Origin of the sequence: Sphingomonas trueperi, assembly GCF_011927635.1 — a bacterium.
GTDB classification, from domain to species: Bacteria; Pseudomonadota; Alphaproteobacteria; order Sphingomonadales; family Sphingomonadaceae; genus Sphingomonas; species Sphingomonas trueperi.
In genome coordinates this window covers 116,207-131,012 of the sequence record NZ_JAATJB010000009.1, presented here as the reverse complement: position 1 = coordinate 131,012, position 14,806 = coordinate 116,207, and the positions used below count along the sequence as shown (strand labels likewise).

Sequence of the window (14,806 nt, the reverse complement as noted above, 5' to 3'; positions counted from 1 at the left end):
AGAAGAAAGCAGCGCACCGCGCAGCCAAATCCCGGCGCCGCGCAGGACCTCTGCAGCAATCCACCGGATGGGCACAAATCGACATAAGAAGAGAACCGCTGCGGTTTTCTTGCGCTAACCGACGAATGTCCGGCATCGCGTCGCGCACAAGGCGAGGATATTGGCGCCGGCCAACACCGACTCGGCGTCGATAATTTGCACCGCAGCATACGCGCACATCGGGGTTTCGTTCGGATTTTCCAACGTGTGGCGCGCGCCCTCCAGCCCTTCTTTTTCGCATGCGCCCACGTACATTGGACGAAGCGGCAGGCGCTCTGCTAGAGGGCGAACCGCGCCCCCGCGCTCCTCGGTTGCATCCCGCGCTTGACGGATTGGTAACGTGGGATACGGAGGCGCTCGAAGCGGCGGTACGCACCGTCGCGGACGAAGCGGGCGGGAAGCCCGGCGACAGGGCGCAGCCGCAACGTGCGGCGTTAACCGGCCGCCGACCTTCTCCGGCTATCCACGGCGCCCAGGCGACGCCGGGAACCGAGGGGACCCTTCCCCGCTTCGCAGATCAGATGCGTACGCCCGCGTGAAAACGGGTCGAAGGAAAGGACGACTACATGAGCGATACCGCCAAACTGCACGTTGCGGGGAAAGACGTCGAATATCCCGTCCTCAAGGGCAGCACCGGCCCGGACGTCGTCGATATCCGCAAGCTCTATGCGCAGACCGGCGCCTTCACCTACGATCCGGGTTTCACCTCGACCGCGAGCTGCGAGTCGGGCCTGACCTTCATCGATGGCGACCAGGGCGTGCTGCTCCACCGCGGCTATCCGATCGGCCAGCTGGCCGAGAATTCGAGCTTCATGGAAGTCTCGTACCTGCTGCTCAACGGCGAGCTGCCGACGCAGGACGAACTGACCAAGTTCGAAAACACAATCACCCGCCACACCATGCTGCACGAGCAGCTGGCGACCTTCTATCGCGGCTTCCGTCGCGACGCGCACCCGATGGCGGTGATGTGCGGCGTCGTCGGCGCGCTGTCGGCCTTCTACCACGACTCGACCGACATCACCGATCCGACGCAGCGCATGATCGCGTCGCACCGCCTGATCGCCAAGATGCCGACGATCGCGGCGATGGCGTACAAGTACAGCGTCGGCCAGCCGTTCCTCTATCCGAAGAACGACCTGAGCTACACCGGCAACTTCCTGCGCATGACCTTCGGCGTTCCGGCCGAGGAGTATGAAGTGAACCCGGTGGTGGAGAAGGCGCTCGACCGCATCTTCATCCTCCACGCCGATCACGAGCAGAACGCCTCGACCTCGACCGTGCGCCTCGCCGGTTCGTCGGGCGCCAATCCGTTCGCCTGCATCGCGGCCGGCATCGCCTGCCTGTGGGGCCCGGCGCATGGCGGCGCGAACGAAGCCGCGCTCAATATGCTGCACGAGATCGGCCGTCCGGAGCGCATCCCCGAGTTCATCGCCCGCGCGAAGGACAAGAACGATCCGTTCCGCCTGATGGGCTTCGGCCACCGCGTGTACAAGAACTACGATCCGCGCGCTACGGTCATGCAGAAGACCGTCCGCGAAGTGTTCGCCGCGCTCAACGTTTCGGACCCCGTGTTCGAGGTCGCGCTGCAGCTCGAGGAAATGGCGCTCAAGGACGACTATTTCGTCGAGAAGAAGCTGTTCCCGAACGTCGACTTCTATTCGGGCGTGATCCTGTCGGCGATCGGCTTCCCGACTACGATGTTCACCGCGCTGTTCGCCCTGGCCCGCACCGTCGGCTGGGTGGCACAGTGGAACGAGATGATCTCGGACCCCGAGCAGAAGATCGGCCGTCCGCGCCAGCTCTACACCGGCCCGACGCAGCGCGACTACGTGCCCGTCAGCCAGCGCTGAGCGCAGTTCCCGGGGTTCGCCTCGGGTCAGGCTTGAAGAAAACGGCGTTCCGCACTTCGCGGGGCGCCGTTTTTCTTTTGGGCGCGTCGACGCGCCCAGCAACTGCTCCGGAAGACGATATCGTCGTCACCGGCACCGTGCCGCGCTGCTGGCCGCGCAGATCAGCTACGGCACCCAGCTGCAGGACGGCGGCGACGCCTGGCTCGCCCGTCCGCGCTTCGTCGAGGTGACGGAGGACAAGCTGTCCCCCTCGATACGACGCCTGCCCCAAGGCGCGGCCATGCTACGCGAGGATCCGATTTGCCGCTACCGACTGGCGGGCGCGCCGCTCTACACGCTGCGGTCGGGCAGCTATGCGAAGCTTGGGCCGGGCGACCCGGTGTATCCGGGCATGGCCCTGGCGGCGGATCAGCGCGGCGCGATCCAGTATCGAAGCAGCTTCGCCCTCGGCCTTGTCGAGTTCTGAACGGCGACAGCCAATTGACCCCGCGCGCGAAACATGGCTTTCCCCTTGCCATGTCAGGGGAAATGCTGGGCGCGCTGGCGCCGTTGGTGGGCTATCATTTACGGCGGGCGCTAAGCGCCTTTTCTGCGGATTTTACCGCAGCGATGGAGGGCACCGGGCTTCGCCAGGTGCCGCTGGCGGTTCTCGCCATCGTGCAGGCCAATCCTGGGATCAACCAGGGCGCGGCCGGCCGCATGCTGGGTATCAAGCGCGCCAACATGGTCGCGCTGATCAACGATCTCGTCGAAAAGGGGCTGATCGATCGCGTGGTGGACGTGAGCGATCGCCGCGCCTTCTCGCTGACCGTCACCAAGGCCGGCATCGCCGCGCTGGCGGATGCGATGGCGCGGATCGAGGCGCATGAGAACCGGATGCTCGACGAGCTGAGCATGGCCGAGCGCGCGCTGCTGCTCGACCTGCTCGGCCGGATCGAGCGCCGCAGCCCGGCGGGCGACGGCGACGAGAATGGCGACGCTTAACGGAGTGCAGCCGGCACGCCGAAGCGCGCCGGCTGCCTCTCAGAAGCGACCCGAGAGCTGCAGATACCAGTTGCGCGGGCGGGCATACATCCGCTCGGCATAGCCGAGCGTCGCGAGCGAGGCGTTGCCCTGGATGAGGTAGCGGGAATCGAGGAGGTTGTTCACCCCAGCGCTGACCTCGTAGCGATCGTTGAACTTCAGCGTCACCGATCCGTTGCCGACGAAATAGCCGTTCTCCTCGATCAGCGGGATGCTGCCGGTGATGAAGGTGATCTTGGAGGTGTAGCTGCCGTCGACCCGCGGAGTGAGCGTCATGCCGTTGCCCAGCGCGATGTCGTAGCCGAGCGCGAGATTGGCCTGGAGCGAGGGGGTGAGCGGCAGGTCGTCGTTGGGCGTCACCGTCGCGGTCGCGCCCGGCACCGGGGTGATGCTGCGGATCTTGTCGTCGAGCACGCTGACTCCGCCGTCGATGTTGAGCCCGAAGGCGGTGCGCAAATTGGCCTCGGCCTCGACGCCGCGGATCCGCGCCTTGCCGGCGTTGAACAGCAGCGGCACCACGCCCTGGCGGAAGATCAGCTGGATATTGTCGTAATCGGCCTGGAACGCGGCGAGGTTGAAGCGCAGCCGGCCGATATTGGTCTTGATGCCGACCTCATAGCTGGTGACGTCCTCCTCGTCGAACGGCACCGGCACATTGCCGGCGGGCGCGGCATTGTAGCGCGTGTTGAACCCGCCCGACTTGAAGCTGCGCGCATAGGAAGCATAGGTGCTGATCGCGTTGTTCCAGCGATATTGCACGCTCGCCGATCCGGTGAGCGCCGAGAAGGACTTGGCGAAGGGCCGGTGGTAGAGGAACAGCGGTCCGCCCTCCGGCACGGCCTTGGTCGGCAGCGGATTGGGGTCGGGCTGGCTCGACGGGAACAGGTTGAACACCGTGCCGAGGAAGGTCTTGCGATCGGTGGTGTAGCGCAGGCCGCCGGTGAGCTCGAGGCCCGCCGCCGGCTTCACGCTGATCTCGCCGAAGCCGGCCAGCGAGTCCGTCTTGAGCCGCGAGACCTGGAGATCGCGCGAACCGGGGCCGCCCGCCAGGATCGAGCGGATCACCGGGGGGGATGGCGGATAGGCCAGGAACACCGTCGCCCGCTCGTCGGTGACTTCGTTGAAATAATAGCCGCCGAGGATCGCGCTGACCTTGCCCCAGTCGAGCTGGAGCTGGACTTCCTGGCTGAACTGACCGGATTCGGCGCCGACATCGGTGGTGATCAGGGTCAGCGGCGTGTTGTCGCCGTCGCGGATGCCGCGCGAGCTGGTGTTGCGATAGGCCGAGATCAGCTTCACCGCAGCCACCTGCGACAGGCGGATATTGGCGGTAGCGCCGAAGCCCCAGACCTCCGAATTGCTCAGCACCGGCGCGGTGCCGCCGTTGACGAACGGGCCCTTGGCCTGGAGGTCGTTGGCGCAGCGCGGGTCGGCGATCATCGGCACGTTGGGCGCCCCGAAGCGCGGGTCGCCGGCAGTGAGCGGTGCATAGGGAATGGTCGCCCCTGGGCATCCTGCCCCGACGCTGGCGATCGCCGCGACCGGCGCCTGCTCGTTGATCCCGGCGAAGACGAACGGCGCGCCATGCTCCTTCCGCTTCGAATAGTCGCCGCGGAGGTACAGGTCGAAATCGGACGAGGGCTGCCATTTGAGCGCGCCGTTGAACGAATAGCCGTCCTCGTTGCCGAGATCGAGCCCGTCGACCGCGCGGATCACATAGCCGTCGCGCTTGCGATACCCACCGGAGACGCGCGCGGCGAGCGTGCTGGCCAGCGGGATGTTGAGCGCGGCAAAGCCTTCGCGGAGGTTGTACTCGCCCACCCGGGCGCGGGCGCGGCCGCCCCATACGCCGAGTTCGGGCTGCTTGGTGCGCACGAGGATCGCGCCGCCGATCGTGTTGCGGCCGAACAGCGTGCCCTGCGGCCCGCGCAGCACCTCGACCCCGTCGATGTCGCCGAAGTCGATCGCGCCGCCCACCGCACGGCCGAGATAGACTTCGTCGAGATAGATGCCGACGCCGGGATCGACCGCCGCGGTAGGGTCGACCTGGCCGACGCCGCGGATGAACACTACCGCCGAGGCGCTGTTGCCCGAAAGCTGCCCGGCGGGCTTGAACTGGAGGCTGGGGGTAACGCGCTCGAGATCCTGGGTCTGCTGGATCTGCCGCGCGGCGAGCATCTCGGCGCTGAGCGCGGTGATCGCGACGGGCGTGTCCTGCAGGCTCTCGGCGCGACGCCGCGCGGTGACCACGATCTCCTGCGTCACCGCATCGCTGATGCTAGCCTCGGGCTGTTCGGTCTGTGCCCAGGCGGCAGGTACGCCGCCCGCCCCTGCGGCGGCCAATGCCGCCAAGCCGCACGTGATGCGCACGCGAATGCGCGTCGAAAAACCTGCCATGCGTACCTCTCCCCTGGCTCGGGATCGTTACACGTCCCGATGCAAGGCAAAGGTCGCATGACAGATTGTTTCAGTCAATAACAGTTATGCAACGTACCAAGTTTGCAACCATCGGAGATCATCCGGCCGCCTGCCGCTCGACCAGCCGTAGCGGCGGGCGCGGCGAGAGCCCGAACATCCGCAGCGCGGTACCGGCGACGAAGCGCGGGAATTCGCGGCGCTCGATCGGCGCGTCGAGCCCCTCGGCCTGCAGCGCCCACAGCCGCTGGAAGGCCCCGCCCGCGCGCAGCAGCGACAGCGGCGCGCCATCCTCGACGATCCGCCCCTGCTCGACCACGATGACGCGGTCGAAGCCGACCACGGTCGACAGGCGGTGCGCGACCGCGAGCACGGTCCGATGCGCCATCAGCGCGTCGAGCGCCTGCTGCACCTCGATCTCCGAACCCGTGTCCAGTGCCGACGTGGCCTCGTCGAGCAGCACGATCGGTGCCTTGCTGAGGAAGGCCCGAGCGATGCCGATCCGCTGGCGCTGGCCGCCCGAGAGGTTGGTGCCGCGCTCGCCGACGATCGTGTCATAGCCCTTGGGCAGCAGCGCGATGAAGCCGGCGCAATGCGCCGCCTCGGCTGCCGCCCGGACCTCGGCATCGGTCGCGTCGGGGCGGGCGAAGCGGATATTCTCGAGGATCGAGCGGTGGAACAGCAGCACTTCCTGCGGCACCACGGCAACAGCCTGGTGCAGGCTGTCCTGCGTCACCCGGTCGATCGGCTGGCCGTCGATCAGCACTCGACCCGCCTGCGGATCGTGCAGGCGCTGGACGAGCTGGAGGATCGTCGACTTGCCGGCGCCCGAGGGGCCGACGATGCCGATCTTCTGGCCAGGTGCCACCTCCAGCGAAAGGTCGTGCAGCACCGGGCGGCCGGGATGGTGGCCGAAGGTGAGGCCCTCGATCCGCACTTCACCCTCGGTCGCCTGCAGCGGCACGGCATCGGGCGCGTCTTCCAGCGCATGGGGGGCGCCGACGATCTCCAGCGTCTCGCGGAGATAGCTGAACTGCTGGCTGGTATCGATCAGCGCCATGGCGAGGTCGCGCGAGCCGTTGAGCATGCGGAAGGTCATCGCGCTGACGACGACGACGTCGCCCGCGGTGATGCCGCCCGCGATCCAGCGCTCGACCGCCCAGACCAGCGCGCCGCCGACGAGGATGACGAGCGCCACGTCGTGCAGGACGCGGATGCGCTCGACGAACATCCAGCCGCGCTTCTGCGCCGCCGCCTCGGTCTGGAAGAAGCCGGCGAGCCGCTCGGACTCGCGGCGACGCGCGCCGAACGACTTAATCGCGGCGATGTTGCCGACCAGGTCGACCAGCTCGCCGCCGCTCTCGCTGGCCGCGCGGGCAAAGGCCTTGTGATATTTGTCGCCGCGCATGCCGAGGAAGACCAGGCCGGTGCTCGCCGCCACGAAGATGCCGGTAATCGCCACCGCCATGCGCCAGTCGATCGCGAGGAAGATCAGCAGCGCGCCGCCGAACGCGATCAGCGGGGGCGTGATCTCCATCAGGATGCGGTGGGTGAGCGCCTGGAACGAACCGGTCAGCGCGCCGACGCGGTGCCCCAGCGAGCCGCCGCGCTGGTTCTGGAAGAAGCCGATATGATGGCCGGTCAGATAGTGGAACATGTCGAGCCGGATGCGCACCCCGCTCGCCACGGTGATGTTGCACAACAACATCGCCGCACCGCGGACCAGCCCGTTCTCGATCGCCACCAGGCCGACAAATGCGGCGAGCGCGAAGTACACCGCCGCGTGCGACGGCGCCGCGACCGTCATTGAATCGATCAGCAGCTTCATCGCGTACTGCACGCCCACCGCGCTGGAGGCGCCGCCCACGACGAGCAGCGCAAGCAGCGCAAAGGCCAGCGGCCGCCGCGTGACATAGTGGAGCAGGAACCGAGCCGGGCTCTTCAAAAACGGCATGTCGTTCCCCTTCGGGGTTTCCGGGCGCTGCATTGCAACAATCATGCGACCGAAAAGACCCATCGGGCCATGAACCCTGGGTGAACTTTGCGGCAACTGCAGGTGAGCGGAGAAATTGCGGCGACGAAATGCGGCAGAATCTGGGCAGTCACTGCCCGAATCAGCGCTCCTGAAGCACTGCCACCGTCCCGCCCGTCGCCGCGAGAGTGAGCGTCAGCGGCGCGTCGCGCGACACGCGCTTGGTCTCCACCTGCACCGCATCTGGCACCGCCCCGTCGCTCCAGATCCGCGCCTCGGCGCCGCGTGGCCCAAGGAAGTCGAGCGGCACGGAGACGGTCCGCGCCTTCCCGTCGTTCATCGCGCCGAGATACCAGCTCTTCCCCTTGCGCCGGGCGAGCACGATGTACGCACCCGTCTCGCCGGCAAGGAAGCGCGTCTCGTCCCAGCTGGTCGGCACCTGGCGAAGGAAGTCGAAGCCGGCGGGGCTGGCGGCATAAGTGTCCGGGCTATCCGCCACCGCCTGCAGCGGCGAGAGAAAGACGACATACATCGCCAGCCCGTGCGCCCGCGTCGACTGCACCATCGGCAGGTCGCCGCGCATGCGGAAATCGGCGGGCGCCACGTTGCGGAAGCCGCCCGGCGTATAGTCCATCGGCCCGAGCAGCCCGCGCGTATAGGCGAGCATCACGTCGTTGCCCGCGGTCGCCCGCGTGCTCCACTTGTTGTACTCGGCGCCCATCACGCCTTCCTGGGTGACGAAGTTGGGCCAGGTGCGGGTGAGCCCGCGCGGTGCGAAGGCACCGTGCAGGTCGACCATCAGATGGTGGCGAGCAGCCGCCCCCAGCAGCTTCTGGTACCAGTTGACCATCCACTGGTCGTCGCGTTCCATGAAGTCGATCTTGATGCCGGCGACGCCGAGCTTCTCGTAGAGCGCGAGCGCATCCTCCATCTGCTCGTCGAGCGCCTGCCAGTGCGCCCAGAGCCACAGCCGCACCTTCTTCGCGCGGGCATAGTCGGCGACTTCCTGGAGGTTGATGGCATCGGCCCATTTGGTGATATCGACGCCGGGCCGCCGCACCCCGCCGCCGCCCGCGCCAGCATACCAGCCCTCGTCGATCATCGTGTAGGGCATGCCGTTGGCTGCAGCGAAATCGATGAACGCCTTGGCCACCGCCGTCGTGGTGCGCTGGCCGGGAAGCTTCGCGATGACGGGCCCGCTCCACCAGTCCCAGCTGGTGAGGCCCGGCTGGATCCAGCTGGTGTCCTCGATCCGGCTCGGGCTGGAGAGGCTGGTGAGCAGCGTCGACTCCTGGAGCGTGCCGAGCCGGTCGGCGAGCATCACCACGCGCCACGGCGTGACGATCGGGCTGCCGATGCGGGTGTGCACGGCGATGCGCGGGTCGTCGAGCGAGGGCGACAGCTTCACCTGCAGCCCAGGCCCGCCGTCGCCGCGGCCCGTGAGATACATCGCGGCGAAGTCGATCAGGTCGGCCTCGGCGATCGCGAAGGCGCCCTTCCCCGTTTCGCAGACGAAAGGCACGTCGAACAGATTGTGGTCGCGCAGCCGGGTGGTGTCGACGGGATCGAACTCGCCTTCGTGGCTCGATCCGAACCGGCCGACATTGAAGCCCCAGCATTTCCAGGGCTGCGGGAAATAGAAGCCGGTACGCTCGTAGCGCACCACCGCCGCGGCGGTCGCCGGCTGCACCGGCACCAGCATACGGAAGGCGATGCCGTCGTCATAGGCGCGCAGGATGATGTCCATCCGACGCTTGGCGCCGCCGCGCTCCTGCAGGTGGACGATGCGCTGGTTGTAGCGATCGCGCCCCTCGGCGGCCTTGCCGAGGACGATCTTGTAGCGCGTATCGGCGCTGCTCGCCTCGCTGCCGGTGACCGCCATGCCCCAGCCGAGCATGTCGCGGTCGAGATCGAGCGCGATCGGCGCGGGCGCAAGGACCAGCTCGCCGCGCCGCTGCACCGTATAGTTGGGCACGCCCTGCCGATCGAGCGTCACCACCACGCGGTTGGCGCCGTCCGGGGAGACCAGTTCCAGCGTCTGCCCGGCGGCCGGAGCCGCGACCAGCAGCGCCGCCGTGCCGAGCAGTCGCTTCACGCGCGGCGGGCTTTCAGGATCGGCTCGATCACCGTCGCCATCGCGTCATAGCCCGCTTCGGTGGGATGGACGCCGTCATAGGCGAGGCCCGGCTTCATCGCGCCCTTCGCGTCGCCGAGCACCGGGGTATAGTCCACCCAGGTCAGCCGCTCGGCCTCGGCATAGTCCTGCAGCCAGGCGTTGATCTCGCGGATCGGGCCGACCACGTCGAGCCCCTCGCGCCAGGGGAAATGATCGGCGGGCGGCACCGAGGCGAGGATCACGCCGATGCCGTTCGCCTTGGCGATCTGGGTCATCATGCGGAAATTGTCATAGCTCTGCGCGCGGGTCATCGGGCCGGTATTGCCGGCGATGTCGTTGGTGCCGGCCATGATGTGGACGAAGCGCGGCTTGAGGTGGACCACGTCGGCCATCATCCGCAGCACCATCTGCGGCGTGGTCTGGCCGCTGATGCCGCGCCCGACCCGGCCCGGGGTGAAGAAGCCCGGCCGCTTGCTCTTCCAGCCCTCGGTGATCGAATCGCCCAGAAAGACGATGTTCACCTTCTCGCCTGCCGCCAGGATGCGGGCATTGTCGGCGGCATAGCGGCTGAGTTCGGGGAAATCCTCGTGCAACAGGCGTTCCTTGCGCTGCTGATAGGTTTCCTGCGTCTGCGCGCGGGCGACGAGGGGCAGCGCAAGCGCGCCGGCGAGCAGCGAACGGCGGCGGAGGGACATCCCGATTCTCCTGGAGAAGACGTTGGTCGTTAGGGCCGAGCGTGGCGCAACGCTTCGGAAGCGTCAAACCCTCGCCCGGCCCCTGCCAATCAATGCAGCGAGGCACCGCCGCCGGCGCGCACCGGCTTGGCGCGGCCCGCGGCGATCGCGAAGCCGCACAGCACCACGTAGCAGAGCGCGGGCACGATCAGCGCGAACGCATAGCCGTGCAGATCCGCCACCTTGCCGACCAGCAGCGGCAGCAGCGCGCCGCCGACGATCGCGGTGCAGAGCAGGCCCGAGGTCGCCTCCTCGCTGGCGCCCGAACGCTCGAGCGTGAGCGTGAAGATCACGGGGAACATGATCGAGTTGAACAGGCCGATCGACAGCGCGACGAAGCCTGCGGTGACGCCGCCGACCGCGACGACATAGAGGCACATCGCCGCCGCGATCACGGTGAACAGCGCGAGCAGCTTGTCCGCGCGGACGCGGGTGAGCAGCAGCGAACCGAGCGCGCGGCCGACCATCGCCCCGCCCCAATAGAAGGCGACGGCCTTGCCGGCCTCCTGGAGCGACACGCCGTGCACGCCGTCGCTGCCCATCAGCGTACCGAGGATCGGCACCCCGAAGGCTGCGTCGGACTGGCCCCAGATGCTGTTGTCGTTGAGGAACAGCGCCATCTGGGTGCCGATCGACACTTCGGCGCCGACATAGAGGAAGATGCCGAGCGCGCCGAACATTGCCCAGCGCGAGGAGAAGGCATCGAGCAGACCCGATGTGGTAGCCGGCTTGGGCGCGGCATCGCCGACGACGCGGCGGCTGAGAAAGAAGAACAGCGCGAGCGCGAGGATCAGCCCGCAGATCCACAGATAGGCGGTGTCGATGCCGGCCAGCGCCTCGGCGCGGACCGCCGGATCGACCACCGCGCCCGACTTCACCTCGACGCCCTTGAGGAACAGATGCGCGCCGAGCAGCGGGGCGAGGAAGGTGCCGAAGGAATTGAAGGTCTGGCTCAGCACCAGCCGGAAATGGCTGCCCTTCGGGTCACCCAGCGCCGCCGCGAGCGGGTTGGCGGCGACCTGCAGCACGGTGATGCCGCTCGCCAGCACGAACAGGCCGAGCAGCACCAGCCAGTAATTGGCGAGGTTCGCCGCGGTCAGCATGATCAGGCAGGCGACTGCCATGGTGCAGAGTGCCAGCAGGATCGACGGCACCGCCTTGAGGCGCGAGACCAGCGCGGCGGCGGGCAGCGAGACCACGAAATAGGCGAAGAAGAAGGCAAACGCGCTCGCCTGCGCCTGCAGATTGGTGAGCGTGAAGATGCCCTTCACCGCCGCGACGAGCGGGTCCACCAGCGCGGTGATGAACCCCCAGGCGAAGAACAGCGTTGTTACCGCGGCGAATGCCAGCGTGGTGTGCGTCGAACGTGCGGTGGCCAAGCAATCCCTCTCCTGCCCTGGTGGCGTGTGGGCGCGACGCTTCCCGACAACGTTGGCAAAAGTCAAGCTGAGCGGGGGATGGGTTTTCCTTCTCGCATGTTCGTGCGGGCATCGCCTATAGGCCGATGCGTTGATCAACGACGCGGCGAGTGGAGTATTGCGCGTGGACGAAGCGAAGAAGCCGGTGGGAACGAAGTTGGTGCTGACGAAGGGGGTAGCCGTACTGGCGCTGGCAAGCGCGATCGCCTCTCCTGCGATGGCCCAGTTCCGGCTGATTCCGAAGCCCAAGCCGAGCCCGACCCCGATCGCGCAGCCGGTGGCGACGCCCGTGAGCCAGGCCCAGGCGCCAGCGCGCACGCAGGCACCGCGTCCCGCGGCGACGCCCGCGCAGCGGGCACCGCAGGGCCAGACGCCGGCGGTGCAGACGCCCCGCCCGACGCTCGCGCCGCCCCAGGTGCAGCCGACCCCGCTCGCCCCCGCCCCAATCGTGGCGGCGACTCCGCTGCCGACGCTGAGCGCCAGGCAGATCGCCGAGCTGCGCCAGCTGCTCACCGATGCCGGCCTGTCGCAGGGCCTGCGCCGGATGACGAGCACGGTCACTTTGCCCAATGACAGCGACGGCATGGCGCGCGCCGCACTCGATTATGCCCGCGCGGTCCATTCCGGCCGGCTCGATTCGAGCGACTTCATCAACGACTGGGGTCTGCGCCCCGCCCCGTTCGACCCCGCCCCCGGCTTTGCCGATGCCGTGAAGCGCGATCGCCTCGCCGCCTGGATCCGTTCGCTCCCGCCGCCCTATGCCGGCTATGACGGGCTGGAGAAGGGCCTGGTCGCCTATCGCGCGATCCTCACCGCGGGCGGCTGGCCCAAGCTCGCGCCCGGCCCGGATCTCGCCAAAGGTGCCAGCGGCGCGCGCGTGAAGGCGCTGCGCAAGCGGCTCGCCGTCGAGGACAAGCAGGTCGCGACCAGCGGCGACGTGTTCGACCAGAACCTCCAGGACGCGGTGCTCCGCGCGCAGCGCCGCTACGGCCTGCGCCCGACCGGCGTCGTCTCCACCGGCACGCTCGCCGCGCTCAACGTGCCCGTGGAGGCGCGCGTCCGCCAGATCATGGCGAACATGGAGCGCTGGCGCTGGCTGCCGCAGACGCTGCCGGCCAAGCGCATCCAGGTGAACATCGCCGCCGCGGTGATGACCGTGTTCGAAGGCGATAGCCCGATCGCCTCGATGAAGGCGGTCACCGGCCGCCCGGGCAACGAGACGCCGATGCTCCAGTCGCGCATCCACTCGATCGTGCTCAACCCGCCGTGGAACGTGCCGAGCGGCATCGCGGCAAAGGAGCTGTGGCCCAAGGGCGCCGCCTATCTGAAGGCGCATGGCTATCGCGTGATCGGCACCGGCCCGGATCGCCGCCTGCAGCAGGAATCGGGCCCGCGCAGCGCGCTCGGCCGCTACAAGTTCGATTTCGACAACCCGTATGCCGTGTATCTGCACGACACCCCGGTCCAGTCGGGCTTCAACAGCTATAGCCGGCTTGACAGCCATGGCTGCGTCCGCCTGGAAAAGCCGGGCCCGCTCGCCGAGCTGCTGCTCAAGAACGATCCGGAATGGCAGCCCGAGGCGATCGCCGCGCAGCTGGAAGGCACCAAGACGGTGCGAGTCCGCCTCGCCGATGCCGACCAGGTCGCGGTCTATCTGCTCTACTGGACCGCCTTCGCGAGCGGCGACGGCACGATGAACTTCCGCGACGATCCCTATAACTGGGACAAGCTGCTCGCCGAGAAGATCGAATCGCGCGCGGCGGTCAGCGTCGCCACCGCCTCCTGAACCCGAACGCCAAGGAAACACCCATGAAGCTGCGCACTTTCGCGATCCTGGCCGGCGCCGGCCTCACCCTCGCCGCCTGCGGGAGCAAGGACGAGGGCCCGAGCGCGCCCGACGCCAACGTCACCGAGATCACCGTGCCGGAGACCCCGGCCGAGGTGAACGTGTCGACCCAGGAGCCCGCCGCCGTCGAGCCGGTCAACGCCGCGCCCGTACCCGAGGCGACCCCGACCGAGAAGCCGGCACCGTTCAGCGACCGCGAGCAGACCGAGTCGGACGCCGCCGCCACCGGCATGACCTCGCGCATCGATCGCAACGCCGACAGCGAGAACCAGGAAAAGAAGCAGCAGTAAGCGGGAAAGACGGCGCGTCCGCGGTTAGCGGGCGCGCCCCTCGTTGAGCGCCGAACGGCCTTCGCTCACCCGGGCGAGCAGCAGCTCGAGATGCTCGAGCGAATAGCCCGAGGCATGGAAGGCGGCGATTTCCTGCTTCGGCAACGCATAGCCCTTGTGCCAGGCGAGCACGGCGATGCGGCGCAGCGCCTCCAGCTTGGAGTCGGCCAGCCGCGGGCTCGCCCTGTCGCCGCCGAAGAAGATCGCCAGGAAGCGCGCCCAGCGGCTCGGCGCCTCCAGCGAGGACAGCCGATCGCGCTGCGCGATCGCCACGACCTGCCATTCCAGCGCCGTCAGTTCGGCAACCGCCTGCGTCGAGGCGGGCTGACGGTCGAAGCCGGTTAGATCGAGATACGCCATCGCCTGCACTCCCTATATGCAGCGGATGCAGGCCTCCCCGAGACGACGCCAAAAGGCATCGCCGGCCGTTCCGCGAAATATGTTCCACCTTGACCCCGCGCCGGAACTGCCGAGGGATCGCCCCTTCGTTCCGCCGCGAGAACTACCGGTATATCCCGGCTCCCTGAACCCACGCTGTCCACTTGGCGCGCGGGTCGTTTCGGTATGCTTCCCCATCTAGGCCCGTGCGCCGTACCGTCAAGCCAAAATCGTACTACACAGTACTACAATTTACATCGTCGCTTTGCTGTTGCCGATTTGCCGCAGCGCAGCGCCCGCCGCGCGCATGATGCGAAGATGAACCCGTGCCTACAAACCAGTTCAGGCTTCGGATGCCTCGACTCGCATAATCCTTCTCCATCGACAGGAGAAAGGACATCCCCATGAAACTGGTTCAATGGATCGCCGCCGCCAGCTTCGTCGCCACCGGTGTGGTCGGCGCCACTGCCGCCCAGGCGCAGGACTGGCGCTATCGCGACCATCACGAGCGCCGCTGGGATCGCCACGATCGCTGGGATCGCCATCGCGGCTGGGATCGCGGCCGCCACTATGGCTGGGATCGCGGCCCGGGTTGGCACCGTGCCGGCTATGGCTATCGCAGCCGCACCGTCTGCTGGAACGAATGGCGCCATGGCCGCCGCATCGAGGTCTGCCGCCGCCGCTGA

General features: G+C 67.8%; 14 protein-coding genes. 7 read left to right on the top strand and 7 right to left on the bottom strand.

Features of this window, described 5'->3' with window-relative positions; all coding sequences use genetic code 11:
• Positions 1-114: 114 nt before the first annotated feature.
• The gene (locus GGR89_RS14615) at positions 115-294 is read right to left on the bottom strand and encodes a hypothetical protein (RefSeq protein ID WP_125975303.1); all 180 of its coding nucleotides are present in this window, start codon (positions 292-294) and stop codon (positions 115-117) included.
• Here GGR89_RS14615 and GGR89_RS22360 point away from each other — a divergent pair.
• The 4 genes from GGR89_RS22360 (at position 279) to GGR89_RS14600 (ending at position 2,873) form a co-directional block, all read left to right on the top strand.
• Entirely contained in the window at positions 279-578 is a 300-nt protein-coding gene (locus tag GGR89_RS22360) for a hypothetical protein (RefSeq protein WP_241217930.1), read from the top strand. The genes GGR89_RS14615 and GGR89_RS22360 overlap by 16 nt on opposite strands.
• Before the next feature lie 27 nt (positions 579-605).
• Positions 606-1,889, top strand: a complete 1,284-nt coding sequence (locus GGR89_RS14610; protein WP_125975301.1) for a citrate synthase — start codon at positions 606-608, stop codon at positions 1,887-1,889.
• A 280-nt stretch (positions 1,890-2,169) separates the two neighbouring features.
• Positions 2,170-2,355, top strand: coding sequence for a hypothetical protein (locus GGR89_RS14605; RefSeq protein WP_125975299.1), 186 nt, complete (start codon positions 2,170-2,172; stop codon positions 2,353-2,355).
• Positions 2,356-2,405: 50 nt separating this feature from the next.
• On the top strand, positions 2,406-2,873 hold the full coding sequence (locus GGR89_RS14600; RefSeq protein ID WP_125975297.1) for a MarR family winged helix-turn-helix transcriptional regulator: 468 nt from the start codon (positions 2,406-2,408) through the stop codon (positions 2,871-2,873).
• A gap of 39 nt (positions 2,874-2,912) precedes the next feature.
• Here GGR89_RS14600 and GGR89_RS14595 read toward each other — a convergent pair whose 3' ends face one another.
• The 5 genes from GGR89_RS14595 to GGR89_RS14575 form a co-directional block, all read right to left on the bottom strand.
• The gene (locus GGR89_RS14595) at positions 2,913-5,309 is read right to left on the bottom strand and encodes a TonB-dependent receptor (protein ID WP_164542651.1); all 2,397 of its coding nucleotides are present in this window, start codon (positions 5,307-5,309) and stop codon (positions 2,913-2,915) included.
• 118 nt (positions 5,310-5,427) lie between these two features.
• Entirely contained in the window at positions 5,428-7,281 is a 1,854-nt protein-coding gene (locus GGR89_RS14590; protein WP_125975295.1) for an ABC transporter ATP-binding protein, read from the bottom strand.
• A gap of 160 nt (positions 7,282-7,441) precedes the next feature.
• The gene (locus GGR89_RS14585; protein ID WP_125975293.1) at positions 7,442-9,394 is read right to left on the bottom strand and encodes a glycoside hydrolase family 97 protein; all 1,953 of its coding nucleotides are present in this window, start codon (positions 9,392-9,394) and stop codon (positions 7,442-7,444) included.
• On the bottom strand, positions 9,391-10,110 hold the full coding sequence (locus tag GGR89_RS14580) for a GDSL-type esterase/lipase family protein (protein ID WP_125975291.1): 720 nt from the start codon (positions 10,108-10,110) through the stop codon (positions 9,391-9,393). The genes GGR89_RS14585 and GGR89_RS14580 overlap by 4 nt, the downstream gene beginning before the upstream one ends.
• Before the next feature lie 89 nt (positions 10,111-10,199).
• Positions 10,200-11,528: an MFS transporter gene (locus GGR89_RS14575; protein WP_125975289.1), complete on the bottom strand. Its 1,329-nt coding sequence runs from the start codon at positions 11,526-11,528 to the stop codon at positions 10,200-10,202.
• A 256-nt stretch (positions 11,529-11,784) separates the two neighbouring features.
• On the opposite strand from GGR89_RS14575, the gene GGR89_RS14570 reads away from it, so the two are divergent.
• Complete coding sequence (locus tag GGR89_RS14570) at positions 11,785-13,353, top strand: L,D-transpeptidase family protein (protein WP_209092273.1); 1,569 nt, start codon at positions 11,785-11,787, stop codon at positions 13,351-13,353.
• 23 nt (positions 13,354-13,376) lie between these two features.
• Entirely contained in the window at positions 13,377-13,703 is a 327-nt protein-coding gene (locus tag GGR89_RS14565) for a hypothetical protein (protein WP_125976712.1), read from the top strand.
• A 24-nt stretch (positions 13,704-13,727) separates the two neighbouring features.
• On the opposite strand, the gene GGR89_RS14560 is transcribed toward GGR89_RS14565, so the two are convergent.
• A complete protein-coding gene (locus GGR89_RS14560) occupies positions 13,728-14,102 on the bottom strand; it encodes a hypothetical protein (protein WP_125976711.1) in 375 nt (124 codons plus the stop codon).
• 422 nt (positions 14,103-14,524) lie between these two features.
• On the opposite strand from GGR89_RS14560, the gene GGR89_RS14555 reads away from it, so the two are divergent.
• Positions 14,525-14,806, top strand: coding sequence for a hypothetical protein (locus GGR89_RS14555; RefSeq protein ID WP_125976710.1), 282 nt, complete (start codon positions 14,525-14,527; stop codon positions 14,804-14,806).

What these genes read in the sequence shown, in the direction of transcription:
- GGR89_RS22360 (WP_241217930.1), top strand. Translation starts at nt 279, where the DNA reads ATGCGCCCACGTACATTGGACGAAGCGGCAGGCGCTCTGCTAGAGGGC.
- GGR89_RS14615 (WP_125975303.1), bottom strand. Translation starts at nt 294, where the DNA reads ATGTACGTGGGCGCATGCGAAAAAGAAGGGCTGGAGGGCGCGCGCCAC.
- GGR89_RS14610 (WP_125975301.1), top strand. Translation starts at nt 606, where the DNA reads ATGAGCGATACCGCCAAACTGCACGTTGCGGGGAAAGACGTCGAATAT.
- GGR89_RS14605 (WP_125975299.1), top strand. Translation starts at nt 2,170, where the DNA reads ATGCTACGCGAGGATCCGATTTGCCGCTACCGACTGGCGGGCGCGCCG.
- GGR89_RS14600 (WP_125975297.1), top strand. Translation starts at nt 2,406, where the DNA reads ATGTCAGGGGAAATGCTGGGCGCGCTGGCGCCGTTGGTGGGCTATCAT.
- GGR89_RS14595 (WP_164542651.1), bottom strand. Translation starts at nt 5,309, where the DNA reads ATGGCAGGTTTTTCGACGCGCATTCGCGTGCGCATCACGTGCGGCTTG.
- GGR89_RS14590 (WP_125975295.1), bottom strand. Translation starts at nt 7,281, where the DNA reads ATGCCGTTTTTGAAGAGCCCGGCTCGGTTCCTGCTCCACTATGTCACG.
- GGR89_RS14580 (WP_125975291.1), bottom strand. Translation starts at nt 10,110, where the DNA reads ATGTCCCTCCGCCGCCGTTCGCTGCTCGCCGGCGCGCTTGCGCTGCCC.
- GGR89_RS14570 (WP_209092273.1), top strand. Translation starts at nt 11,785, where the DNA reads ATGGCCCAGTTCCGGCTGATTCCGAAGCCCAAGCCGAGCCCGACCCCG.
- GGR89_RS14565 (WP_125976712.1), top strand. Translation starts at nt 13,377, where the DNA reads ATGAAGCTGCGCACTTTCGCGATCCTGGCCGGCGCCGGCCTCACCCTC.
- GGR89_RS14560 (WP_125976711.1), bottom strand. Translation starts at nt 14,102, where the DNA reads ATGGCGTATCTCGATCTAACCGGCTTCGACCGTCAGCCCGCCTCGACG.
- GGR89_RS14555 (WP_125976710.1), top strand. Translation starts at nt 14,525, where the DNA reads ATGAAACTGGTTCAATGGATCGCCGCCGCCAGCTTCGTCGCCACCGGT.